The 22,724-nt window shown below is 66.2% G+C and carries 23 protein-coding genes and 1 pseudogene; 10 read left to right on the plus strand and 14 right to left on the minus strand.

Going from position 1 to position 22,724, the window contains the following annotated elements:
* Positions 1 to 46 precede the first annotated feature (46 nt).
* The 7 genes and pseudogenes from AB0C84_RS20555 to AB0C84_RS20585 all read left to right on the plus strand — a co-directional run.
* On the plus strand, positions 47 to 373 hold the full coding sequence (locus AB0C84_RS20555; RefSeq protein ID WP_361068525.1) for a hypothetical protein: 327 nt from the start codon (positions 47 to 49) through the stop codon (positions 371 to 373).
* Positions 370 to 1,293, plus strand: a complete 924-nt coding sequence (locus tag AB0C84_RS20560; RefSeq protein ID WP_361068528.1) for a DUF2637 domain-containing protein — start codon at positions 370 to 372, stop codon at positions 1,291 to 1,293. The genes AB0C84_RS20555 and AB0C84_RS20560 overlap by 4 nt, the downstream gene beginning before the upstream one ends.
* Positions 1,290 to 3,263 carry a toprim domain-containing protein gene (locus AB0C84_RS20565; protein ID WP_361068532.1) on the plus strand — a complete coding sequence of 658 codons (1,974 nt, stop codon included), beginning with the start codon at positions 1,290 to 1,292 and terminating at the stop codon, positions 3,261 to 3,263. The genes AB0C84_RS20560 and AB0C84_RS20565 overlap by 4 nt, the downstream gene beginning before the upstream one ends.
* Before the next feature lie 169 nt (positions 3,264 to 3,432).
* Positions 3,433 to 4,131, plus strand: a complete 699-nt coding sequence (locus tag AB0C84_RS20570; RefSeq protein WP_361068535.1) for a hypothetical protein — start codon at positions 3,433 to 3,435, stop codon at positions 4,129 to 4,131.
* A gap of 11 nt (positions 4,132 to 4,142) precedes the next feature.
* Complete coding sequence (locus AB0C84_RS20575) at positions 4,143 to 4,442, plus strand: hypothetical protein (protein WP_361068538.1); 300 nt, start codon at positions 4,143 to 4,145, stop codon at positions 4,440 to 4,442.
* Positions 4,443 to 5,166: 724 nt separating this feature from the next.
* On the plus strand, positions 5,167 to 5,715 hold the full coding sequence (locus AB0C84_RS20580; RefSeq protein WP_361068541.1) for a hypothetical protein: 549 nt from the start codon (positions 5,167 to 5,169) through the stop codon (positions 5,713 to 5,715).
* Between the two features lie 151 nt (positions 5,716 to 5,866).
* Positions 5,867 to 5,996: pseudogene (locus AB0C84_RS20585) on the plus strand (IS5/IS1182 family transposase); the annotation flags it as partial.
* 145 nt (positions 5,997 to 6,141) lie between these two features.
* Here the strand turns inward: AB0C84_RS20585 and AB0C84_RS20590 are convergent.
* Positions 6,142 to 6,360: a hypothetical protein gene (locus AB0C84_RS20590; RefSeq protein ID WP_361068544.1), complete on the minus strand. Its 219-nt coding sequence runs from the start codon at positions 6,358 to 6,360 to the stop codon at positions 6,142 to 6,144.
* A 40-nt stretch (positions 6,361 to 6,400) separates the two neighbouring features.
* Positions 6,401 to 7,096 carry a hypothetical protein gene (locus tag AB0C84_RS20595; RefSeq protein WP_361068547.1) on the minus strand — a complete coding sequence of 232 codons (696 nt, stop codon included), beginning with the start codon at positions 7,094 to 7,096 and terminating at the stop codon, positions 6,401 to 6,403.
* Positions 7,097 to 7,397: 301 nt separating this feature from the next.
* Between AB0C84_RS20595 and AB0C84_RS20600 the strand changes: the two genes are divergently transcribed.
* Positions 7,398 to 8,708, plus strand: a complete 1,311-nt coding sequence (locus AB0C84_RS20600) for an MFS transporter (protein ID WP_361068550.1) — start codon at positions 7,398 to 7,400, stop codon at positions 8,706 to 8,708.
* A gap of 771 nt (positions 8,709 to 9,479) precedes the next feature.
* Here AB0C84_RS20600 and AB0C84_RS20605 read toward each other — a convergent pair.
* Positions 9,480 to 9,683, minus strand: a complete 204-nt coding sequence (locus AB0C84_RS20605; RefSeq protein WP_361068553.1) for a DUF397 domain-containing protein — start codon at positions 9,681 to 9,683, stop codon at positions 9,480 to 9,482.
* Entirely contained in the window at positions 9,680 to 10,546 is an 867-nt protein-coding gene (locus tag AB0C84_RS20610; RefSeq protein ID WP_361068556.1) for a helix-turn-helix transcriptional regulator, read from the minus strand. Before AB0C84_RS20610 ends, AB0C84_RS20605 begins: the two co-directional genes overlap by 4 nt.
* 825 nt (positions 10,547 to 11,371) lie before the next feature.
* Between AB0C84_RS20610 and AB0C84_RS20615 the strand changes: the two genes are divergently transcribed.
* Positions 11,372 to 12,106, plus strand: coding sequence for an ATP-binding protein (locus tag AB0C84_RS20615; RefSeq protein ID WP_361068559.1), 735 nt, complete (start codon positions 11,372 to 11,374; stop codon positions 12,104 to 12,106).
* A 103-nt stretch (positions 12,107 to 12,209) separates the two neighbouring features.
* Positions 12,210 to 12,830: a hypothetical protein gene (locus AB0C84_RS20620; RefSeq protein WP_361068562.1), complete on the plus strand. Its 621-nt coding sequence runs from the start codon at positions 12,210 to 12,212 to the stop codon at positions 12,828 to 12,830.
* A 298-nt stretch (positions 12,831 to 13,128) separates the two neighbouring features.
* Here AB0C84_RS20620 and AB0C84_RS20625 read toward each other — a convergent pair whose 3' ends face one another.
* The 10 genes from AB0C84_RS20625 to AB0C84_RS20670 all read right to left on the minus strand — a co-directional run bounded on the left by AB0C84_RS20625 (position 13,129) and on the right by AB0C84_RS20670 (position 22,709).
* Entirely contained in the window at positions 13,129 to 14,613 is a 1,485-nt protein-coding gene (locus AB0C84_RS20625) for a hypothetical protein (RefSeq protein ID WP_361068565.1), read from the minus strand.
* Between the two features lie 24 nt (positions 14,614 to 14,637).
* Positions 14,638 to 15,021 carry a hypothetical protein gene (locus tag AB0C84_RS20630; protein WP_361068568.1) on the minus strand — a complete coding sequence of 128 codons (384 nt, stop codon included), beginning with the start codon at positions 15,019 to 15,021 and terminating at the stop codon, positions 14,638 to 14,640.
* A gap of 123 nt (positions 15,022 to 15,144) precedes the next feature.
* Positions 15,145 to 15,903: a hypothetical protein gene (locus AB0C84_RS20635; RefSeq protein ID WP_361068571.1), complete on the minus strand. Its 759-nt coding sequence runs from the start codon at positions 15,901 to 15,903 to the stop codon at positions 15,145 to 15,147.
* Positions 15,904 to 15,908: 5 nt separating this feature from the next.
* Positions 15,909 to 16,379, minus strand: a complete 471-nt coding sequence (locus tag AB0C84_RS20640; RefSeq protein WP_361068574.1) for a hypothetical protein — start codon at positions 16,377 to 16,379, stop codon at positions 15,909 to 15,911.
* A gap of 55 nt (positions 16,380 to 16,434) precedes the next feature.
* Positions 16,435 to 17,271, minus strand: coding sequence for a hypothetical protein (locus tag AB0C84_RS20645; RefSeq protein WP_361068577.1), 837 nt, complete (start codon positions 17,269 to 17,271; stop codon positions 16,435 to 16,437).
* 50 nt (positions 17,272 to 17,321) lie between these two features.
* Positions 17,322 to 18,143 carry a hypothetical protein gene (locus AB0C84_RS20650; RefSeq protein WP_361068580.1) on the minus strand — a complete coding sequence of 274 codons (822 nt, stop codon included), beginning with the start codon at positions 18,141 to 18,143 and terminating at the stop codon, positions 17,322 to 17,324.
* Between the two features lie 35 nt (positions 18,144 to 18,178).
* Positions 18,179 to 18,970, minus strand: a complete 792-nt coding sequence (locus AB0C84_RS20655; protein ID WP_361068583.1) for a hypothetical protein — start codon at positions 18,968 to 18,970, stop codon at positions 18,179 to 18,181.
* Between the two features lie 40 nt (positions 18,971 to 19,010).
* Entirely contained in the window at positions 19,011 to 19,412 is a 402-nt protein-coding gene (locus AB0C84_RS20660; RefSeq protein WP_361068586.1) for a DUF4913 domain-containing protein, read from the minus strand.
* 55 nt (positions 19,413 to 19,467) lie between these two features.
* A complete protein-coding gene (locus tag AB0C84_RS20665; protein ID WP_361068589.1) occupies positions 19,468 to 21,261 on the minus strand; it encodes a TraM recognition domain-containing protein in 1,794 nt (597 codons plus the stop codon).
* A complete protein-coding gene (locus AB0C84_RS20670; protein WP_361068593.1) occupies positions 21,258 to 22,709 on the minus strand; it encodes a hypothetical protein in 1,452 nt (483 codons plus the stop codon). The genes AB0C84_RS20665 and AB0C84_RS20670 overlap by 4 nt, the downstream gene beginning before the upstream one ends.
* Positions 22,710 to 22,724 lie beyond the last annotated feature (15 nt).

Genomic DNA, 22,724 nt, shown 5'->3' on the forward strand with positions numbered 1-22,724 from the left:
CCGACGTCTATGAGTGATGCATCTTCATCCTCGAAGGCTTTAGTTGATGATGCGCTGGGCTGACATCACCGGGGGAGCGATGGGGACGCAGGCATCGACCATGCAGGTTGAGCTGGAGGAACGGCGTGCTCGTCTGCTCCGGCTGCGCTACGAGCTGAGACGGCTGGGGCTCAGAGTACGAGTCCGAAAGCCACGCAATGGACGCTGGTGCCTGCGCGTCCGGCACAACGGTTGGTCCGAGACCGTCCTGTGCGCTGGAGCTGACGGCGTCTACGCCTACGTCACCGCTCACGGCCGTCTTCTGGGCACCACGGCCGAGCCCCGATACGTCGCCCAGCTGCTGCTCTGGATGGTCGAAAGGAGGCGACGGTGACCTGGCTGAAGCGATCGCGAGCGATGGCTACGGACGACACTCGAAACGACATCGTCCCGACGCACCCGGAGCCAGGCATTGTCAGGTGGGCGGCAGTTGGGGTCGCACCGCTGATAGCGGCGCTGGCGATCCTTGGAGGCCTCGGCTCCTTCACCACCATCCGGCAGATGGCCGAGCCGCACTTCCAGGGGCTCGCCTGGATCGTCCCCGTTGGAATGGACGTGGGCATCCTGATCCTGCTGGCTTGGGACTTGCTGATGGAGTACCTCGACCTACCGTGGCCGGTACTGCGCTGGGTCGCCTGGCTCTACATCGCCGGCACCGTCCTGGTGAACGTGTCTGCCGCACACGGAGACTTCGCTGGCAGCCTCATGTATGCGGCCATGCCGGTCCTGTTCGTCACAGTGATCGAAGGCGTGCGGCATCTGATCCGACGGTGGGTCGGACTGGCATCGGCCAGCCGAGTGGAGCGAGTGCCGATGGCCCGCTGGGTACTCGCGCCCGCTTCCAGCCTCCTGCTGTGGCGACGGATGGTCCTCTGGCACATCACCGAGTACCAACAGGGCCTCGAACTGGAGCGCCATCATTTGGAGGCCGTCTCACGACTTCAGCAGGAGTACGGCAGGTGGTCGTGGCGATGGCAGGCACCGCTGGCCGAACGGCTGGCTCTCCACCGGCCGCCCGCCTCCCCCACCTCACGCGCGGTCGGCAGTGAGGGTGTGCCGGAGGCCCCGTACGACGAAGAGGTGCTGGCCATTGCTCGTCAGCTTCACCGCCAGGTGGAACGTGAAGGGGTTTCGTTCAGCCGGGACCGGCTTGGCCAGCGGCTGCGAGAACTGGGCTTCAGCATGGCCAACTACCGCCTGACGGAGTTGATCGCCCTTGTCCGTGAAGAATCCTCCGGCCGGGAGACGTCATGACCGCGCCCTCGGGGGATGAGCGTCTCGCCCAGGAGGAGGAACAGCATCGCCAACTCGGCGTCCTCCACGGCATCGCCGAACACTCGGTCGGCCGCCTCGTCGACGGAAGCCTGGCGTGGGATGACTGGCTCCGCGACGCGAGCCGGCATGGGCGCTACGGATTCATCAACACCCTGCTCATCCCAGCCCAGCGTCGCTCGGCGACCGACGTCCGCTCATACGACGTATGGCAGGAGCGCGGACGGCAGGTGCGCCGTGGCGAGACCGGCGTCCGGATCATCTCCATGCGCGGTAACCCTCGCGCGGTCTTCGATATCGAGCAGACCGACGGCGAGCCGATCACAAAGGAGTCGTTCTCCCCGGCGGAAGCCCTGCAGAAGCTCTCTCGGCTGGCTGCCGACCTCGGCTTCTATGTGGACCGTGGACAGGACTGGACCTACCTCGGGCGCCCGGGGCGACGCATCCAACTCGCCCCAGAACTTGACGACATCTCCGCAGCGTCGCGGCTCGTGCACCAACTCGCCCACGGCATTGGGCCTGGTGGCCTGCTCGATGAGGCCACCGGGAATGCTGCGCCATGCCTGGGGGCCCGGCGCGTGTTCGCGGATTCGGTCGCTTACCTCATCCTGGCCGACCTCGGGCTGAACGTCTCACATCTTCGCTTCCCGCCGACGGAGCGATGGGCCGGGACGGACGCCCGGACGAACTCATCTGCCGCGGTCCGCGTCGTCGGCGACCAGCTCGTCAGAACGAGCACACGACTCCGACGACGCCTGGACGCGCTCGCTGGTCCGCTAATCAGTTCCGTCTCAACCTCAGCTGTCAGCCCTGCCGAGAGTCCTCAGACGACTGCAACACGAGACTCGGCCCTCCGAGCAGCGCTCACCGACGCGCATCACTTCTTCCGGCGGACTCTGCCAGGAAGCTGGGGTGCGCGCTACCTCGCGGACCGCGGCTTCAACGCTGTGGTCCAGGAGCGATGGGAACTGGGCCTCGCACCGAGTGCCGGTCGTGCGCTGCTCCAACATCTGCGTGGTCTGGGACATCAAGACCAGACGATCATCGACGCCGGCCTGGCGAAAGAGAGAGACGGCGGCGAACTTCTCGACGTGTTCCGGGACCGAATCCTGTTCCCGCTCCGAGACCGAACCGGAGAGATCATCGGCTTCATCGGTCGCCGACGTGACGAAGCCCCAGGACCGAAGTACCTCAACACACCCGACACGGCTCTCTTCCACAAGCGCGAAGTACTGTTCGGCCTGCACGAAAGCCGTGCCCAGCTCGCCACTACCTGCCGTCCTCTCCTCGTTGAGGGACCGCTCGATGCGATCGCGGTCAATGTCGCCCTACCGGCGGTCTACGCCGCGGTCGCTCCCCGCGGCACAGCCATCACCACCGCGCACGTCGAGGCGATCGCGGCCCACGCTGACGGGCCCACGTCCGGGCTGGTGATCGCGCTCGACGGTGACAATGCTGGACGAGCCACAGCGGTTCGGGCCTGGCGCACCCTCCACACGATCGCCGGGCCTATCGAAGCAGCCCTCCTTCCAACAGGCCGCGACCCAGGCGACCTCCTGTCACCAGCGAGCCAGTTCGCCGTCCGCGAGGCGCTACTTTCCGTAATTCCCCTCGCTGACCTGGTCATAGATGAGAAATCCAGCGGTTCGGGGGAGCGCTGGAATTCGTTGAGTCCCGGTTGGCCGCCGCCCAAGCCGCCGCAGCACAGATCGCTCAACTGCCACCCGACCAGATCGCCCGCCAGGTCGACCGCGTCGCGGCACGCACGGGCATGGACCCGGCGGACATCACCGCACTGGTCGCTGGAGCGATCAGCCCGGACCTCGACCCGGGTGCCTCATCACCGCGGCCGCCGCCCCCCGCCCAGCAGAACCGCGGCGCGCAACGCTCCTCGCCCACGGCCTCGCCGAAACCCCACCATCGGAGGACGACGTGAACCAGCAACACCCTGACCCAATCAACGAAGGACTTCAGCACGGCGGACAGCGCCTCGTCCAGGTCGTCTCCGCAGCCGTCGGAGTCCAACAAGCGCTCGCCCATCGTCGGCACCAGTTAAAGGTCGTCCAGCAAGCCCAGGACCAACAGGCTCAGCGGGAAGAGGCCAGAGCTCAAAGGACAGCGATGTCCGAGGCCCGATCGCGCTGGGGGCGCGCCCACGACGGCAAATGGCTCCGCCAGGCGAACTTGCTCAAGGTCGCCGAAGCATGGGGAGCCGCCGTCCCGTACGCCTCGGGGAACGTCTCGGCGGCCCTCGCCGTGCGCAAATGCGAGGAACGGCTCCGCCGCCTTCATCCGCATGGGATGAGCCACTACGACCGCTTCCGCAGTGAAGGCATGGACTCACTCGACGCCATGGCCCAAGCCGCACCCTTCTTCACGCGGGATCCAAACGTTCGCCCTGGCGACCCTGGGCCCCAACAACGAGAACTGCACGAAGGCACAGGCGCCGAGTGGGCTGCACGAGCCCACGGCCCCGACCGCGGCGAGTGGGAGGAAGTCCGGCAAGAACTGCGCGCAAGCCAGATCGCGGACAAGCTGAGGAACAGCCTCAACCTTCAGGGACGTGAGCCTCAGCCCGAAGAGTTGCGCACGATCCTGGAGCTCACGACCAACCTGCCCGAACACATCATCCTCAAGGCCGTCCCGGCGACCCCTCGGCCGGACCCCAGTCGGGGCTCGGACGTGGAGCGGGCCGCTGAGGACTTCCCTCTCTCCATCGACGAGGCACTGGAGATGAGCTCGAACCAACCCTTCGACGCCCCAGCCGCTCGCCGGACCCAGCCACAGATCCCCGAGCGCAACCGCCGGCGGAACCTCTAACCGAAGGGAAGATGATGATCGCCATCCAGAGCAGCGCGCTCTTCTGGATCGGACTGATCGGGCTCCTGGCGTTCCTCGCCGTCCTGCCAACGCTCATCGCGCTCATACGAGGTGCCGACGACATCGGCTACATCATCCTGATCAACCTGATCTGCTGCGCGACCGTCCTCGCATGGCCCATCGCAGTCTTCGCAGCCATGAGATGGCCGATCAGCCACCCACGTTCGCCCGGCTCATCACGGAAGCCTAGATATAGACCACCACTCGGCGGCTCCCGCAACAACCCCCGCGGCCGAGGCCCGAATGCGTGACGCCGCAGCTGCCAGCGACCCGCTCCAGCGAGCGCGAACCTCGAGGCGGGGCGTAGCGAGGCCATGGGGCGCGGTCCTCCTCGGCTCCGCCGCCCTCCTCTGCAGTGCCGCACTACCTACTCCGCGGAATGAAGCTGCCCCGGGCGCCATACGGCATGTGGCGACGTGCGCTTCCATCGGTCCAGTTGCCGGCAGGTACGTCGATAAGAAGAAGCTCTGCCGCCGTGCTCGCAAGGAAGTTCTGCGAAGTCTCAAAACCGGTCGCGACCCGGACTGGGGCGACGTCTTCCGCGACTCCATACCCAAGGCATCTAAGCACCCCCGCCACCACCAGCCCTTGAAGCCACATCCTCAACATCACAAGAAACACGCCATGTCCCCAACACCGTCCGGGACGGCACCCACGACCGGCGCTGCTGGACGCAGCTGGCCTCCGAACCGGGCCCCGGTGTGGCCGTCACCGGGAATGCCGACTCCCACCGCGAAGGAACCACTGAACTCACACCAGCCCGAACCGACGCCCGCTGCACGCCAACCCGCTCCCACGCCCACCTCAACCTCACGCACAGATCCGGACCGTCGCGGGACGTGGGGGAGCGCCCGGACTGGGGCCTGTGCGTTACTCCTTCTCCTCGGCGTTGCTGTCTTCGTGGGCAGGTATCGACGAACCGTCGCTCCGGCGGCAAGGTCGCCAATCAGCCATATGAAGCCATGCCCCCAACTTGTGGAAGTCCTGGGCCCCCCAACCCCCGCTGTCCGCCCATCACTCGACCCAACCGAAATCAACCCGTTCACCACGATTGGGGTTTCACTGGAAGATCCAGCCGCCGAAAAGGCCGTCCGCCGCCTGGTCATGGGGGTCCTGAGTAGCTGGCCGGGCACCACGACCGAGCTTGTCATCAGCCGACCGGACGCATGGCGACTACTCGGGATAGATCTCGGCGCTCTGCAAGACGACCGGGTCCCCGGCTTGGTCCTGACTGAGGGTCCGGAGCAGACACGCGCCTTCCTGACGCGCCAGGCAGGGCCCGGCTGGATTCTGGTCGCCTACGACGGCGAGGCCGAAGGATTTCGCGAATTTCTAAACCAGGGCCAACTCGCCGTCATCTCGTTGTCGTCCCCGGGGCCTACGGCGGGCGCACATGACGCCGAGACCACCACAGCAAACTTCGTCGCTCCATCAGGTATCGACCGTCTAACACCGCTGTCGAAGGAAGGCGCCTTCAAGCAACTCATGTCCATGCCGACGATCGCGCGGTCCTGCCGCCAGTAACAATCGCTTGCCGTCGACCGAGCACGGCCTCACTCTCATCCTCAGGGTGACTTCTCCGGCGCGCAGGTGCTGATTACCGTCTCTGGCAAACGTGAAAGACGGTACCGCCGAGGGCCGGTCACGTCGGGTCGGAGGGCACTGCACCCGACCTGCCCTGGCGTTGACCGGCGGCAACCGCGGGCGACGTCACTAACTGATGCCCCCTGCTGAACAAGGTGCCACCCATCCGAGGGCGGGTTGGATACCCTCGGCGAAGACCCCGGCTGCTGGCTGACCGCGGCAAATACCCCCGTTCGGCAGGTTCATCCAAGACCTGATCGCGCGGGTGGGCATGGACAACTGGCCGCAGCCCACAGTGGCCTTCCTCGACTACGCCGACGCTGTCTGCCTGGCCATGGACTTACGTACCGGCTGGAGATGAGGCGACTAGTTGTCTTGTCCGGTTCGGCGGCCCCGCAGCCAGCGGCGCATTAGGGTGAAGCCTGCGATGATGTTGCCGATGACCCATCCGGCCGCCGCGCCTAGCATTCCGGTTCCGATTACGGAGTCGCTCATTTCGTATCCGTGGTTGAACACGGCGGCGGTCATAGCACCGATCAGGAGGCCAATGGCGAGTCCGATCCAGGAGTATTTCACGAGCAGCATGAACTCCTCCTGCGGTCGTGAGTGCCGTGTGCGTAACCTGTCAGGACTCCCGCCGGGATTCGAGCCAACGCTTCACCCGCATCCTGAAACGGACCAGTGAGCCGATCCCGAGGAGCACCAAGGTGCCGGAGGCAAGCAAGGGAGCGGCCCGTCCTGCCGTCGACTGCTTGGGGGGCCGGACGTCAACAGTGATGAACTGTGCGGCCGTGTTGTAGCCGCCGTCGAGCACCACTTGGACAATATATCGCCCACGCGTGGCGGTCATCTCGAAACGGCCGTTTCGACCGATTCCTATGGACGGGTAACGGTGCTCGGCTCTGTCGATCCGGGCTCCTTTACCTGACATGATTCGCGCACGGACCGTCGCAGGGCGATCCGGCCGCTGCCCGCGGCGGGACACCGAGTACGGGAGAGCAGCCGGCTTTCGTTCTTGCGCTCGGATGGGCGAGGCCACCTTCACTGAGAGCTGTTCCAGTGGCTTGCCCGTCCGCGTGATACCGGTAACGGGCTCTACAATGGCCTCTTTGACGAGTACGCCTGGCTGGTCGAGTTTGATTGTGAATCGGTTGACGCCCGACTTAATTGCGTGGTCTTGGGTGTAGTTTTCGCAGTCGACCGTGAAGTAATCCTTACTTTCGTATCGGGCTGTGGCCCCACCGAAAGCGCCGTTGTAGAAGACCCGGACAAGACCTTTCTGTGGAGTCAGCGAAACCATCACACCAGAGCGGCCGTTCACCGTGGCTGAGAGAGTCGCGGGCTGACGGCTTGGACCATTGGATGTCACTCGGATGCCGATATTCGACGGAGATCGACGATCTTCACTTTCTATGGAAGTTGTTCAATGATCAAGCAGGCTGTCCACAAACGGACAACAAGGCTCCTGGTAGTTGATAACTGTGCAAGTCAAGGGCACGGGGCGGAGCTACGGTCCGGCTCAATGACAAGGTCAGCCGACGTTCGACCAGCTCTGGTACGAGCGATACGCGATCCTGCTGGTACCGATCGGGCACCGTCGGAACGCTGACTGGCTGGAGGACATGACGGAAGCCTCACCGCGGGCTCGTCGGTTGTTCCTGGGCGGGCAGTCGATGTCCTTGCTCGGTGACGGCTGCGCGGTGCTCGCTGTGCCGCTGCTGGTGCTGCAGTTGACCCGTGACCCGTTGGCGGCGGGTCTGGCGGCCGCGCCGCGGGGGATCGGCTATCTGCTGGTCGGACTGCCCGCAGGGCCGCTCGTGGACCGGCTGAATCCGTGGGCGGTGCTGGTCGCCATGGATGTGCTCCGCGCGGGGGTCTTCGTGCTCCTTCCCGGGCTTGTGTGGTTGGGGGCTGCCCCGCTGGGGGGCGTGCTGGCCCTGGCGTTCGTTGGCGGGGCCGCCACGGTGTTCTTCGACGCCGCGTTGACCGTCGCCGTGAAGGACCTGTTCCCGGCCGAGGGATTGCTGAGGGCCAACTCGGCACTCGAGACCGCCGACCGGACATCGCAGATGGTCGGCCCGGCCATCGTCGCTCTGCTCGCCAACTGGATCGGTGCCGAAACCGCGTTACTGATCAACGCGGCGACCTTTGCGGTGTCGCTGACCACCCTGGTGCCGCTGCTGATCGAGGTGAGGGCAGGGCGGACGCGCGGCGATGACGCCCGGGATGCGCGATCGACCGGTCGCCCGGCGCCCGGCAGGGCCGGCCGAGCGCGGGTGACACCGATGTCGGCCCGCCTGATACTCCGCAGGCTTGGTGAAGATCTTTGGGAGGGCCTGCGGTTCATCGTCGGCTTTCGCCCGCTGCTAGCCCTCACCATCGTTCAGACCCTGGTCAACCTCTGCCTGGCGGTGGACACCCTGATCGTCTACTTCGCCCGCGTGCAGTTGGGCCTTCCGACGCCGCTGGTCGCCGCCGTGATCACGGCGGGCGGGGCCGGCGGGATCGCCGGTGCGGTCACCGCTCCGTTCATCGCGGCGCGGCTGGGTGCGCTGCCCTCGATCAGCCTGGGCATCCTGCTGGCGGCCGGCTCTCTGCTGGTCATGGGCGCCAGCACCGGATGGGCGCCCCTGCTGGCCGCCAACGCCGTGCAGATGTGGGCGGTATCGATCGCCAGCGTGATCAACCGCAGCACCCGGCAGCGCTGGATTCCCCGCGAGATTCTCGGGCGGGTCACGACAGCGGCACGAGCGCTGTTCGTCGCGGCGACCCCTGTCGGTGCCACTGTCGCCGGCGCGGTGACCAAGGCGTCCGGCCACGACCCACGCCCGGCCTTCCTGGGCGCCGGCCTGCTGATCGGCGTCATTATCGGCTGTGGCTGGTTCGGCGCGCTCCGGCGATACGACATCCCGGCTGCAGCACCAGACTCCTGAGGCACTGGCCCACACCGAACACCTGCAGTCATATCAACATGCGGCCTCTGGCTGCTGAAGAGTCAGCGCTCAATGCGGGCTGGTCCGCCAGGGACGGTCTTGAGCGATTGCGTCAGTGAGAAGCATGAACTCTTTGGTGATCTCCGGGGCGCTGACCGACCTGGTGTCCTGGCGGTGGATCTTCTTGATCAACCTGCCCGTCGTCGCTGTGGCGCTGGCGCTGCTTCCCCGCCTGGTCCCTGAGTCCCGCGCCCCTGGGGCGGCGCCGCCTCGACGTTCCCGGTGCGGTCCTGGCCACCGGTGCCGCGGTGACTTTGGTGTACAGCCTGCGCTCCCAGAGGGCCGCCGCCTACCTCACCCACCTCTCGGTTACTACCTCCGTCGCCGCCGAACTGGACTTCGTCATCCTCAATGCCCAGGACCAGCCCGGCGGGCTTGGCCGCACGCCTAGGACTCGTTTCGACTCTTCTCACCCGCCCGCTACAACTCCCTGCCGACTGGCCGGTTCCGCCCTCACAGCACCCCGCCAACCCGCCTGCCGCTTACGTCGTCGACCACCTGATGGCTTACGAAAAGCGCTACCTGCTCCCCGTCAGCCGTCCCGTCCGGATCAAAGCCGTTCATCGGGACGGCGGCCTGCTCGGCCTAGAGGACGCGACCCGTTCCTGGCGGTCCGACGACTGCTCAGCGCTACCGGCATCTAGCGGCGTGAAATTTGCGGCACGCGGCCACTCCATGCGGACGAGTTACGGTGTTCTCTGTATGCGCTGGCTAGAGGTCGAGCTCTCCGTGGCTAGCCCTCTCGGCCAGTTGGCGCCATCCCTCGCGATTCAGAAGAAACAGCGGGCCGTCGGGATCTTTGGAGTCGCGGACAGCGATGCCCCCATTGAGCGGTGCGAGTTCGACGCAGCCCTGGCTGCCTTGGCTGGCGGTCGCCTTGCGCCAGGGGAGGGGGGAGGGGGGCTGGTGAGTCATTGAATCTCCTCTTTGACGCTGCGCAGGAAGGATGCCGTTTCACGGGGGTCGAGTGCCGATGCCACCAGCAGGTTGAACTTCGTGTTCATGCGGTTCACTTGATGCGGTTGCTCCAGGTAGGCGTTGCCGGCCTGACTCTCGACGTAGACGACGTCCGGGTCGGTGGGTTCAGGAAAGCCGAGTAGCGAGAACGGCCCGTCGAGCCCGACGTGCGCACCCTTAGCGAAGGGTAGGACCTGCAAAGTGATGTTGGGAGTCTTGATCGCTTCGAGGAGCCGGTGTATCTGCTCACGCATCACCTGAGGGTCTCCGATCTGCCTGCGCAGCACGTTCTCGTCAAAGATCACCCATAGGGAGAACCGCGGGAAGGTGCGGTCGAGGAGCTGTTGCCGGGCGAGGCGGAGCTCCAGGAGTCGGTCGATGGTCTTGGGTGCCTCGCCAGGCAGAGTTGTCCGCAACACCTCACTTGCGTACTCGGGAGTTTGCAGTAGGCCGTGGACGAGTTGGTTGTCGAAGTGCCGCAGCTCAGTGGCTTCGCTCTCCAGGCCGATGTAGGAGCCGAAGTGCGGCGGGAAGACATCCTGGAATTCGCTGTACCAACCCGGCTGTGCTGCTTCCCGGGCAAGTTGGAGGAGGGCGTCTTGGATCCGGGCGTCGGACGTGCCGAACAACTCCAGCAGGTCGCGAAGTTCGCGCTGCTTGGGCGGCTGTGCCTTGCCGGTCTCGATCCGACTCACTCGTGAGGGTGAGCACTCAAGGTGTTCGGCGACCTGCTCGATCGTGTATCCGGCGCTTTCTCTCAACTTGCGAAGCTCGGTGCCGAGTCGGCGCATGCGTACTGTCGTGACCCGCGGTTGCGGCATGGATTCTCCTTTCATGCCTGGCACAAGTTATACGGCGCAAGTCTCCTTCGACCCCTGAAACTCTAACCTTCCACAGTTGTGCGGTGACGTCTCCGACAAATAAGACAAGCTGTCCTTACTTGGTCGGCACACTTGTGCAGCACAGATTCCAGGTGCATGCTGTGCTGTGTTCGGTCGCACACGCAGAGCGACTGGACGGAATCTGAAGAAGCCGATCCCGCTGATCTCTGCCGGACGAAGCCAGCTGAAGCGCTCAGCAGGAGCGATGCGACCTCGGACGCGGTGCTGCACCACCCGCCGCAGCCTTGATCGAATAGTGGAGGTCCTCCGACCCATGCATGATCGAACGAATGCAGCACCCGGCCCAGTGATCGCTCACGCTACAAAACACGGGCCTGAAGGCGGGCGGCGCCATGGCCATACGTGTGTTCGGACCACGGCGTCCGTGCCATACAGGATGATTGATCAAGGCCCGGTTCAGGCCGTCGCCGAACTCGGCCATCGGTACCCCCACGCCGCGATCTGGTTCGGCGCATACACAGGTAATTACTGGGCCTTGGTCCGTGCCGAGAACGGCGAGTCTCGACTAATCGAGCAGAGCTCGCCGGAGGGCCTGAGTCGATATATCGCGACCATGGCACCACTTACGCCGGAGCATCACCTGCTACGGCCGCCCTCCCGTCACGCCTCCCATCACAGCTCAGCTCCGCTGGTGGCTCGCGGAGCTTCTGACGCTCAACCGATTCCCGGTCGCGAGGGGACCGGAGCCATCGACTGGGGCCGAGACGGTCACTCCAGCCTCTGGCTTGAAAGGGGGAGGGACAGGTGCTGACCGGCGAACCGACCGACATCCCAGCTGGTGGGGCGTGCGCCTTCCCACTCCCCAGCGACGCGAGTACCGCCTCCTTTGCACGCTCTCGCCTCGCTGCGACGATGCGCCCGCTGGGCTTCGCATCAGATCAGATCGAGGACGGCGAACTCGCGGTGTCCGAGCTGGCGACCAATGCTTACACCTACGCGTCCTCGACGGGGCGCGTCAGTGCGGTGGGGCAGGAACTCTGGATCTGGGCGCGCACCTGCCCCACCCCGGAACTGGTCGTCTCGATCTTCGACACACAGCGAGAGACCTGGCCAGTCATCCGCGACGCCGAACTGCTCGACGAGCACGGCAAGGGGCTCTCCATCGTCGCGGCCGTCTCCGCCGGCACCGGCACCCACTTCACCCGGTCACGCCTGACCGCGACGCCCGGCAAGTGCGTCTGGTTCACCCTCGCATTACCAACCTCCTGGCAGATGGTCGACCAAGCTCTTTCGCCAACGCTCACGGCGTGCCAGCTCTCCGACGCACTTAAAGCCCGCGGCATCTCGACCAACTACCGCAGGGAAGGCAGTGGAGCCACAGTTCTCAGCACCCGAACCCTGAGCATCTGGATCGGGTCCAAGACGTTCACCTGGCACGACGGCCACCGCTGCACCCACCAATCACTGATCGACCTCGAAGAGACCGCCGAGCGCATCACCAGCCACCACGAAACTCACCCCTCAGCATCCCCAGCCTGATAGCCCGAACAACCCGGCCGCCTGGGGACCCCAACGCCGGGGATGCGGCACCCCTCGACTTGCCGCGTCCCCGGCCCACAACAGCACGCCAGGACCAGTACCTATGCCTACCGAAGCTGACCGCCTTGCTCACCTGCGGCGAAGCGTCGAGAAGATCCGGATGCTCGCCGAGCGAGCCGACCGCACTGCCATCGATCGCCTCCTCGCTCGCCCGGATGCCGCCAATCAACTCGACGCCCCCACCCTCGACTTCCTCCGCCAGGCCCAAGATCTGGTCTGCTTCACCACGCAGGCGCTGACAACAGCGCTAGAAATCGCGAAGCCAACCTGCAACGACGGTGACCAGCCGACGGGCGTCCCCAACACTGATCTTCACCTTGCCCAGCCCAGCGCGGCCCCTCTTACGCCAACCGCCTCCCTGCCCCTGGACACCGCCGAGGCTTGGCGCCGCGCACACCTCCGCCTGCCCCACCGCCACGACACCCCGACCCTCATCCACATCCGAGAATTCGAGGACGGCTACCAGGCCATCCCCATCTCGGTTCCCATTCCCGAACCACCCCCGATCCCGACGGTCGAGACTGCCACCACCCTGGTCATCGACAAGTCCACCGGCACCGTCACCCGCTGGCCCCTACTCCCACTCGACACCTTGACCCGCCTGTACCGCCGTTACCAACAGCGAGAACCCATGACCTTTGGTGATCCGTTTCAGCAGCGCTGACAATGCGGCTAGCCAAGGCGCCAAAGGCTTGGAACTATGCCTGCGCTTCCTAACGCGCCGAGAGGCTGGCCGCAGGCGACGCGCGTGTTGAGTTGCTATCCCCGCGTGCACGGGGAGCACCGTTTCGAGACTTCAAGCGCTTCCACGGAAGTCGGCAAACTGCCAGCGCTGGGGCACCAGGTATATTTTCATGCTCCCCTGCCCGGAGCGCTGGTATTCATTCCACCATTCTAGGCGAAAGCTGCCTCTCGCTCTGCGAGTCTATGCATCTTTTGTTGATCTCTGTAGAGCCGTGCCATCATGATCGCCGATAGCTCTGCTCAAGCTGCGACGGAGACCGGGTGTCTGAAGCATCCATGCAGCTGCCTGAATCGGCCAGAACTTCGGTGAGTGAGGCCGGGAACTCGATCGCGGCCAACTTGGGCTGGCTTCGTTCGTCGGGAACGGTTGCTCGAAGGAGGATTAGTTGCACTTCTTGTGGTATTGGGTGTGGGGAGTTTAGTGCTTCGAGCGCCTGGCCGAGTGTGATGATGGTTTGCTTTCCCTTGTCTCGGGCGGTGTCGTAGCGGGTCGATAGTTCGCGTACTGATCCTGGTACGCGCGGCAGATGGGTGGGGTATTTCTTCTGGCGGTTTACTGCGCCTATTGAGGCTGCGTCGTTGATGGCGGCGTGGTGGTGTGAGGCGAGGTTGTTGCAGGCTTCGATGGTTCTGAGGGTGGCCGTGGCGAGGGTTGCTGCGTGGTGGAGATCGGGTGCGAGTTCGTGAGGTGGTTTTAGTCGGCTGGACGCGTGAGGGCTTGGCGTCCAAGCGGGGTCGGCGTTTATGAGGCGACCAAGGCGGATAATGAGGTCGCTGGCGTCGGTGGCCAGACCGTTAGCGGGATGGCCGTAGTGGCCGATGTGCTCGTCCCAGCGCCGGATGATGGTTCTCCAGGCGCGGCCGGTGTGTTTTACGGCCGTTGCTGCTTCTTTGAGGGCGGGTAGGCGGTCGGGTTCGGTCAGTTCGTTGGTTCGGTGAATCAGCTGGTGAATGGTTTTTGAGTTGATGTCGCAGATGATGGCGGCTGCTCGCGCGAGGTAGCGCCAGGTGGTGACCGAGGTTGCGGTGGGTGGGTTGCTCAGTCGTTGGATGCTGGCGTCGATGCCGGCGAGGGCTTGAGTGACGTCTTCGCCGATCGCAGGGGGGATGCGGTCTGGCGTGTGTTGGGGCTGAACGGCGGTGATGGGTAGTGAGGCCCGGTTCTCGCTGTGGATGTGGGAGAGGAACGCTGCCTTCAGGAGTAGTACGCCGGCCTGGTTGGTGGGCGGAGGAGTGCGCCTGGCTAGATGGCCGATGGTGGAAGTGTGAACGCTGAGCTGGTGCAGCAGGGAGCGGGCGCTGTCGGGCGCCGCGATCACGATCGCGGTCGCTGAGGTCGCTTGGTCCTGGGCGGTGGGGAAGTGTGTGGACAGCAGGTCTAGGCCGCAGCCCAGCGCGATCGAGGTGGCGCGGAGCTTCTGGGCCAGGGCCGACCGTGGGGTTTCAGTGTCTGCAGGTTGGCCGAAGAGGGCTTCGGCTTGCTTGATGAGGTTGCTCGCGCGGCGGGCGGCGACTCGTATGCCGGTGCCGGTCGGGTCGGGAATTCCGAAGCCGTCGGCGATCTGGTCGTGGTAGCGGGCGAGGACGTGGGTGAGGCGTGCCAGTTCGGGCAGGGCGGTGCGACTGCGGATGTCTCTTTCGAGCCGCGCCAGGTGGAGCTGGCTTCGGAGATCGGTGAGGTGTTCGTCGGCGAGTGCGGTCATCTCTCCGAATGTGGCCATGCGTGCCTACCGGAGTGCGTCGCCTAGGCGTCCGGCGTGCAGGGCGGCTTGCAGACAGGCCAGCTTGTCGTCGGGGTCGTTGGCCAGTTCGGCGGCCCGGACGAGGCTTTGGGAGGTTTTGCGGGCGAGGTCGAACAGGGCGTCGGCGGTCGCGTTCTGGCCGGTGTGGTCGTCGGGGAGGGTGGCGCGCAGGGATGGGGCTTGGCGGAGTGCCTGGTGGGCTTGGACGGCTTCTCCTTCAGCCATGCCCCAGGCGATGAAGCCGTCGGGCGATTGGGCGGCGTAGGCGGTGATGACGCGCTCGGCGTGGGCGAGGTTGTTGAGGGCGCTGTTGAGGAGTTCGGTGAACCAGCCTTGGCGGACGTCTTGGTGCTGACGTTCGTGCGTCATCGCGGTGTCCTCCGGGTGGACGTGTGAGCTGGCCAAAGAGTCGGTTTGGATGGGGCAGCACAGGATTCGTCGTAATGGCGGTGCCGTGCGTTGGTAGTGGTCGAGGGCTGCTTTGTTCGGTGGCTATGTGTTGGTAATTGTGCCGCGGGGCGAGGGTGGCGGCCTTCTGCGGCGGGGAGTCGCTGGCGGTTCTGCAGCAAAACTGTGACTGACGTCGGTTTGGATTTCCGCAGCGGCGTGGACGTCGATTTCGGGGCGCCTGGCTGTGGCCGGGCGAGGGGCGAGTTCGTTGTGAAGACGGGATACCGAGATCCCGCTCCAGGAGCTCAGCGCGTCCAGCAGTCGTTGGCGGTCGTGTTCGAGCTTGGGGCGGGTCGATGCTGGCGCGTTCGGAAGCTGCTTGACGATGTTGAAGTAGAGCTGTTCGGCTTGGTCAGCAGAGTGCACGGTGCCGAGGATCGTTTCGGTCGGTGGAAACGCGGGTGCGGGTGCAAGGTGTGTGGCGACCTCGGCGTAGATGTAGGGGATGCCGGGGACCGCGACGAGGTAGGAGGTCTCCTCGTCGGTGCCGGTTGTCTGCCAGCCGATGACGGTGCCGCAGTAGTCGTGCTGGCGAGTGAGGCACACGTGGTCGCCGGGCTTGTAGGGAGCGTCCTCGGAAACCTCTTCGGCGTTGAGGGCGCGGCCGGTGCTGACGATGCCGGAAAAGTTGATGCCGTGGTGGTTGGCGTAGTGCTCCAGATCGCAGACCAGTGCTGCCAGCAGGGCCTCGCTGTAGAAGGGGTCGCGTTGCAGAAGCGAAGGCTTGCCAGGAAAGGCGTCTAGTTCGTAGGCGATCAGGGCGTGGGTGGCACGGTCGATGCGCTTGATGTTGTGGGGCACTGGTCCTACCTCATGGCCGCGTGGACGTTGCCGGCGTGGTGGGCGGCTCGTAGGCAGGCCACTCGGTCGGCGGGGTCGGTGGTCTTGGAGGCGACGTTGAGGATGGCTTCGGCCACGACCATCACCAAGGCGGCGACCGAATTGGCGAGTTCCGGTATCTCGGTGTCCGACATACCGCGGTCCGGCCAGGTGAGGGTGGGAGCATCAGCAAGGGCCCACCAAGCATCGCTCGCCTCGGCGAGCGCGGTCTGGTAGGCGGCCTCGGGAGCGATTTGGGCCAGGACGGTGGTGGCGCGCTCGATCAGTTCCATGCCCATGAAGGCGGCTGCGAGGAGCTCGGGGATGGAGTCGGCCGTCTTGATCTGGCGGGCGGCGTAGTCGAAGAAGTACTTCAGCGGAACCTCCGGATTATTGACGCCCATCTTCAAGGCGTGTTCCAAAAATCGCTGAGAGTTGAGATCGTTGCTTTTGGTCAATAGGCCAAGAATGGAAGGTGCGTGTCGTGATGAGCTTTCGCAGGTGGGGGCGGACCTATCGGTGACGGTCGGTGCGCCTGGTGGCGGAGGCGGCGGGATGAGGAGTGGTGCGGGTGCTGGGGCGATGCTCTGTGAGTCCTTGTTCCAGCGGTATCGGGAAGTCCTGTGCTGCGAGTCGGCCGGGGCTGAGCGCCGCGCCTGGGACTGAGGTCTCGGCCTGGGGTGTGGTGAGCCGTTGTTCCACCTGGGCCAGCAGCAGGTCGGTGACGTCACGGGTGTCCATACCGTTCCAGGCCACGAGGGCTTCCAGCAGGACGTGGCGATCGTTGAGGTCGTCCTGGTTCGGTGGGACGCCGTTGAGGTCGGCTCGCCCGATCTGGGTCATCACCTCGACGAGGTCTCTTTCAGCAAGGAAGGGGTCGCTGATGACGCCCCTTGTGGTGGACGTGGCAGGGAATGCCGATGCTTCTTGCAGCTCGGTAGCGCGGATGCTGCGGCTGCTGGGCTCGCCGAGGAAACGAACGTAGTACTCGGTTGGGCCGTCATGAGGGACGTAGATTCCGGTGACGCCGCCTCTGGTTGGTCGACCGAGCAGAGCTGCCTCGTCGGCGGCCGGTCCTTTGAGCTGGACGGCCGAGCCGATGGCGTAGACGTCGGAGCTGTTGCGTTCGCTGAGGTAGTGGCCGTTGGCTTGGGCGAGGATGTCGTTGAACTCCAGCCCGCGGTGCTGGGCATAGTGCATCAGGTCGATCAAGAGATCGCCGAGGAGTTCGCGGGCGTGAACGTCGTTGATGCGATGGTCGAGATGCTCGGTCTCCTCGAAGAGGGCCTGAAAGGAGTCCATTGCTGCTGCTCCGAACTCGGCGAACTCTTCAGCGCCGGCTTCGGCCATTAGGCCTCCAAGGATTCGAGTGAGGTGGCATGCGAGGCGCGGGTGAGGACTTAGGTGTGGTGCTTGCGTGGGTTGTGCCGGTTGTCTGTGCTGGGCTTTGTGGTGGGCGGTCGGTCGGGTGACGGCGAGGAGGCCGGACCGTGGGGAAACTCGCTTGCGGACAGCCGCGCTTCAGATCCTCCTCGGCCTGGCTGGGGCGGCTTCTGAACGGCGGCCAGGATGCGGTCGTGGAGGTGGCGCATGATTGCGTCGGGCTGGCCACCGGACCAGGTCCCCAGCCTCATTGTCAGCTGTGCGAGGTCGGTGAGCGCCTGCTCGTCGGCGACGAGGCCGCTGGCGGCGGCGCGCTTGAGCCGGACGCCAATGTCGATGATCGTCGACTCAGCTCCACGGGCAGTTACGACGACACCAGCCGTTCGGGTGGAGAGCGGCGGAAACGGATCGGCCGGTTCCAGCTCGGACACCGTGACGTGTAGACCTTGGTGGATTCCCGGTACGCGGACCGTGCTCTGTGCGCCGCCGTTTGGTGAGGCAGCCAGTGCGGTGATGAAGCCGCGCCATAGCGGAAACCGCGGCGTGGCCCCTGTGGCGGTGGTCTTTTGCCGGAACTGGACCTCGCTCGCGAGCCGGAAGCGTTCGACCGGGTCGTGGGCGCGCCCGCCGCGGTCGAGTCGTTCCTGATGAAGCAGAGCCAAGGTGTCGTTCACTTTCAGGTCCCGGCGCTCGGCGTAGCGGACGAGCTGATCGAGGAGCGACTTGCTGAGCAACTCGGCCAGCAACGGGTCGGCCCGGTGGCTGGGAAGTTTGTCGGGCAGGACTTGCCGCTGGTAGGCGTCGAGCGCGTTGGCCACTGCCTCTTCATGCTCGCGCATTCAGTACCTCCGGATGACTGAGCGGGTAGGGCGGATCACGTACGACGGAGAGGCGGGTTTGGCCCTGGCGGCTCGGGATTGTGGGCCGTCGACGCGTTCGGCTGCTCGCCGGCCAGGCTGGCGGCGATGCCGTTCGGGAAGGCTGCTGCGGCGCGGCGAGCGGCTGGTGAGCGGTGGTCCGACGATGGCGGGGAGACTTTCGCCTGGTAGCGGAGGTGGTTCAGGACCTGTCGGGGTGTCGTGGCGGACCAGGTGGCCAGGGCGGTGGCCAGCTCGTCCAGATCCGCGACCACCTCAGGAGCAGGAGCGGTGTCCTGCTTGCTCGTCAGGGCGCCGAGGATCTCGATGATGGTGTCTTCGGCCTCCAGCGCGGAGAAGACGATTCCGCAGGTACGAGTCCGCACAGGGACCAGCCGGACAGCCGGTTGGAGCTGCGAGGTGATGATGTGCTGCGGGTCGATGAGTCCTGGGACGCGCAGGACGCATTCGGCGTCCTGTCTAGAGCCGTGTGACTTCAGTTCGGTGATGAACCCGCGGTGCTCGTCGGCGCCTCGGTCGCGGAACTGGACTTCGGTGTTGAGGCGGAAACTGTAGCGAGGGTTGATGAGGGCCCCGCCGCGGTCGATGCGGGCTTGGACGAGGGCGTCCAGGAGGTCGACGACGTCCAGGTGGTTGCTCTCGCCGTAGGTGATGAGGTCGACGACCAGGGCGTGCACGAGTCCTTCGGCTTCTGCGTGGTCGTTGCGGTGCCCATGGGCGAGCTCCCCGAACAGGTGCTGTTCGTAGGCGTCCAGCGCCAGGGCAGCGGCGGCCATGCGTCCAGTCACACGGGCCTCCAGCCAGCGGTTCGCAGCGTGCGAGTCGAGTTCATGCGTCGGCTGCGGCGAGGTCGTCTTGGTCGACGCCCAGCCACCAGGCGGGGACGGGGATGATGCGTGCCTGGTGCGGGGCCAGATGCTCGTTCTCGGTGCACTGGTAGAAGGGGCCGCGCGGTCCCAGCAGGACGGGCATCTGGTGGTCGAGGTGGTCGCGGTACCACAGGGCCATGCCGGTGGCGCCCTGCAGCCGCATCGCCTCCCAGGAGAACCACAGGGCGGTGAGGCGTGAGATTGCTTCGCCGTGCCGCCACCATTCGGCGCACCAGCGGAATTCGCCGCCGAGGGTACGCCGGTACATCGGGACGAAGTGCTGGGTCACCCAGGCGGTGACATCCGGATACAGCGGCTTGAGACGCTGGTCGTCCGTGCGTGGGGTGTCGGGATGGGACATGGAGCCTCCAGAGCTGTCGAGGTATGCACGCAAGGTCCTTTCTCGGACGGGGGGATCAGTTGGTGTCGCGGTGGTAGTGCCGGCGGGCGGCGTCGGCGATGGCGATGTCGGCGCTCTTGATGGCCGCGTTGATGGCTCCGGCGTGGGGTCCGGCGTACCAGGGGCGCAGGCGGATGAGGGCGGCTTTGGTGCCCGTCGCGAGCAGTAGCGCGGTGCCGGTGGGCAGAGCGCGGATGTCGGCGGCTTCGAGGATGTCCTGGCGGCGCAACGAGATCTGCTCGCTGCCGCGTCCCTCGCTGTAGGTGATGGACCGGGCGGGTACGTCGTGCTGCCCGACGAGGGTCGCCAGGTCGCGGACGAGGCGGGGCGAGTCGATGCCGGCGCCGATGAGCTTGCGGGTTGCGGCGCCCCACAGGGCGGCCATGCCGGGCTCGCCCCAGACGGTGACGCCCTGCTCGTAGCTCTGCAGGATGGTGACCGGGACGATGCCGCGCGAGCCGAGGTGGGAGTAGAGCTGCGGGAGGTCGGCGATGCGGCAGATGTTGGCGGCCTCGTCCAGCGCGACGATGAGCGGCGGGTCCAGGCGGCCACCGGCTTGTTCGGCGCGGCGCTCGGCGGCGCGCATGGTGGTGTCGGTGAGCGCGGCGATCAGCGGAGCCGCCGCCGAGAGCGACTTGGACAGCAGATACAGCGTGTCGCGCGAGGTCGCGAACGCGTCCGGGTCGAAGACCGGCAGGTCGCGATCGGAGGTGACCCAGGCGAGGATTTCCTGGTCGCGCAGTGCCTTGGCCGCCGTCCGAGCGGTCTGGTAGATGCCGTCCCTCGTCTCAACGGCCCCGTTCTGCGTGCCCTTGAGCGAGGAGGCCATGAGCTGGAACCCGGCCTTCTGAAGCAGCTCGATCGGCGTGGGGACGGCCGGCTCGTCCAGCCACTGCGCCACATGATGAAGCGAACGGCCGGAGGTCGCGGCGGCCAGGAACAAGGCGCACAGCAGGTCTTGCGCGGCGGGCCCCCACAGATCCTTCTTCTGCCCGTCGTCGACGGTGAGGACGAAGTGCCCGGCGAGCCGGTGGGCGTCCTCGACGGTGGAGAGGCCGGAGAGCGGGTTCCACCACCAGGCTTGCGGCTGGTAGGTGATGTGCTGCGGATCGAACAGCCAGATCTTCCCACCGGTGCGTTTGGCGCGGACGGCAGCGATCGCCGACCACAGATCGGTCTTGTTGCTGGTCGCGATGACGGGGCCGGGCGCGGAGAGGACGTGCGGGATCGACTGGGTGGTTGTCTTGCCCGACCGCGGCGCCATGAACGCCACGACCGTGTCCTCAAACGAGGCGAACAACGTCGGGCCGGAACGTTCGCCGGGGAGAAGGACGTCGCCCAGGACTAGGCCGATGTCGTCCCGGTCCAGCTCCGCTGGGGCGGAGTTGACGAGAGAACGTCTCAACGTGATGGCCTTGCGTGCGGTCGCGTCGGGTTGGAGTGCGGTCAGGCCCGGGTTGTCGGCGAGCGCGGCGACAGCATCTCCAGGCTGGGGCAGGCGCGCAGCTATGCGCGAGCAGATCACCCAGACGCCGCCTATCAGTGCGGTGACCAGGAGCGCGAGGATAAGAAGGACCAGCGGTGTCGGTGTTCCCGGCCACGTGCTGCTGGTCTGGCCCCGTGCGAGAGCGATCGCGAAATCGGAGCCGAAGGGCATGACCGTCCCGCCCGTGGCGGCGGCGCACAGCTCCGCGGAGAACCACACGACCCACAGCACGACGATGGGTGTCCAGCAGCCGGCCAGCACCAGCCAGCCGGCAGCTGCGTTGGAGTGCCACAGCGATGCCCGCGGCCCCAGCGCCCTTGTCATCCAGCACCTCGGATGGCCTGGTCGGTGTCGTAGAGGTCGGTTTCGGGGCCGACGAGGGAGAGTTCGACGGGGATGCCGAGGCGTTCGCCGGTCTTGATGAGGTACTTGCCGCGGCCGGGGTGGCGGGCGCCGGGTTGCCAGGAGTCGGGGGCCGACCAGGAGGTGACCAGGCGCTGTTCGGGTCCGGTGAGGGGAGTGATCTCGTGGACGCGGGCGAGCTCGCGTGGCGGGAGTCCGGCCAGGACGGTGATGGCGGAGCGGTCGGCGAAGCCCTTGGCCTTGGCGCGGTCTTCCTCGGTGGCCAGGGCGTCCAGGTCGGCGAGCGAGTGGGTGATCATGATTGAGGCCATGCCTTTGGCGCGGTTGAGGCGGGTCAGGGCGTCGGCGTGCTCGACCAGGCCGGGGGCGCCGCGCAGCGCCCGCCAGAGTTCGTCCATGACGCCGAGGTAGGAGCGTCGTGGGGCGGCGCCGAGGTCGGCGAGGGCGGTGGCGGCGTCGACCATGCCGAAGGCGTAGGCCCAGGTGCACAGCATCGCGGCGGTGAGGAGCTTGTCGCCGGCGGCTCGCACGCGGGAGATGTCGACGCTGATCGCTGGGGCGTCCAGGTTCAGTGGGCGGGTGGTGGGGGAGTCGAAGACGCCGGCGAGTGATCCGGAGATGAGGAGGTCGAGGGTGAAGACCAGGTCGCGGGTCTGGGCCCGGTAGGAGTCGGCGGAGTCGGTGCGGGTCGCTGAGCGCAGCTCGTTCGGCCCTTGCTCCAGAATGCGCAGGACGTCCACGACCGTGGGGTCGTGGGGCAGGCGCTCGTCGAGGAGGTCGATGGCGCGGCCGAGGACGACTTCCTCGGCGTTGGTGATGCGGGCTTCGCGGACGAGCGTCGCCAACGCCAGCAGCAGGGAGAGCCGTCGGGAGCGCACTTCCCACCGCAGGGTTTCGGCGTCGGCGTCGGCGCCGGTGAGGCGTTGCCGTGCCTGGTCCAGGGGGCCGGCGTCGAGGGGGTTGATGCGGTCGAAACCGCGGCCGACGCGGATGACTTGGCCGCCGAGGTACTCGACCAGCAGGGTGTAGTCGGGTTTGGTGTCGCCGAGGATGATCGGTGTGGTGCCGGTCGCGACGGCGCCGGTGACCAGGCGCTTGACGAGGGTGGATTTGCCGGTGCCGGGTTGGCCGAGGACGAACATGCCCGGGTTGGTGACCAGGCCTTCACGGAGCCAGGCCAGCGGGTCGAGGCAGACGACCTCACCCCAGAGCTGGTGGCGCCCGATGGGCGTGCCGGCGGTGGGTGTTCCTGAGCCGGCGGTGAAGGGGTACAGGCCGCAGACTTGGCTGGTGGTGGCCTGGAACTCCGGGGCGGCTTCGACGTGCGCGGTGCGTCCGGTACCTGGGCCGCGCCAGCCCCATGGCGGGGCGAGCGGCTCGGACATCGCGGCGGTTTCGGCGTTGGGCAAGCTCGGTTCCTCCGG

The sequence above is a fragment of the Actinomadura sp. NPDC048955 genome (genome assembly GCF_040649435.1).
In the GTDB taxonomy this organism is placed as follows: Bacteria; Actinomycetota; Actinomycetes; order Streptosporangiales; family Streptosporangiaceae; genus Spirillospora; species Spirillospora luteofluorescens.

Coding starts and splice junctions, on each gene's coding strand:
- AB0C84_RS20650 (WP_361068580.1), bottom strand. CDS start 18,143: ATGCGCGAGCATGAAGAGGCAGTGGCCAACGCGCTCGACGCCTACCAG.
- AB0C84_RS20555 (WP_361068525.1), top strand. CDS start 47: ATGATGCGCTGGGCTGACATCACCGGGGGAGCGATGGGGACGCAGGCA.
- AB0C84_RS20570 (WP_361068535.1), top strand. CDS start 3,433: ATGTCCGAGGCCCGATCGCGCTGGGGGCGCGCCCACGACGGCAAATGG.
- AB0C84_RS20575 (WP_361068538.1), top strand. CDS start 4,143: ATGATGATCGCCATCCAGAGCAGCGCGCTCTTCTGGATCGGACTGATC.
- AB0C84_RS20600 (WP_361068550.1), top strand. CDS start 7,398: ATGACGGAAGCCTCACCGCGGGCTCGTCGGTTGTTCCTGGGCGGGCAG.
- AB0C84_RS20625 (WP_361068565.1), bottom strand. CDS start 14,613: ATGACCGCACTCGCCGACGAACACCTCACCGATCTCCGAAGCCAGCTC.
- AB0C84_RS20665 (WP_361068589.1), bottom strand. CDS start 21,261: ATGACAAGGGCGCTGGGGCCGCGGGCATCGCTGTGGCACTCCAACGCA.
- AB0C84_RS20610 (WP_361068556.1), bottom strand. CDS start 10,546: ATGCCGCAACCGCGGGTCACGACAGTACGCATGCGCCGACTCGGCACC.
- AB0C84_RS20620 (WP_361068562.1), top strand. CDS start 12,210: ATGCCTACCGAAGCTGACCGCCTTGCTCACCTGCGGCGAAGCGTCGAG.
- AB0C84_RS20565 (WP_361068532.1), top strand. CDS start 1,290: ATGACCGCGCCCTCGGGGGATGAGCGTCTCGCCCAGGAGGAGGAACAG.
- AB0C84_RS20630 (WP_361068568.1), bottom strand. CDS start 15,021: ATGACGCACGAACGTCAGCACCAAGACGTCCGCCAAGGCTGGTTCACC.
- AB0C84_RS20660 (WP_361068586.1), bottom strand. CDS start 19,412: ATGTCCCATCCCGACACCCCACGCACGGACGACCAGCGTCTCAAGCCG.
- AB0C84_RS20645 (WP_361068577.1), bottom strand. CDS start 17,271: ATGGCCGAAGCCGGCGCTGAAGAGTTCGCCGAGTTCGGAGCAGCAGCA.
- AB0C84_RS20590 (WP_361068544.1), bottom strand. CDS start 6,360: ATGCTGCTCGTGAAATACTCCTGGATCGGACTCGCCATTGGCCTCCTG.
- AB0C84_RS20605 (WP_361068553.1), bottom strand. CDS start 9,683: ATGACTCACCAGCCCCCCTCCCCCCTCCCCTGGCGCAAGGCGACCGCC.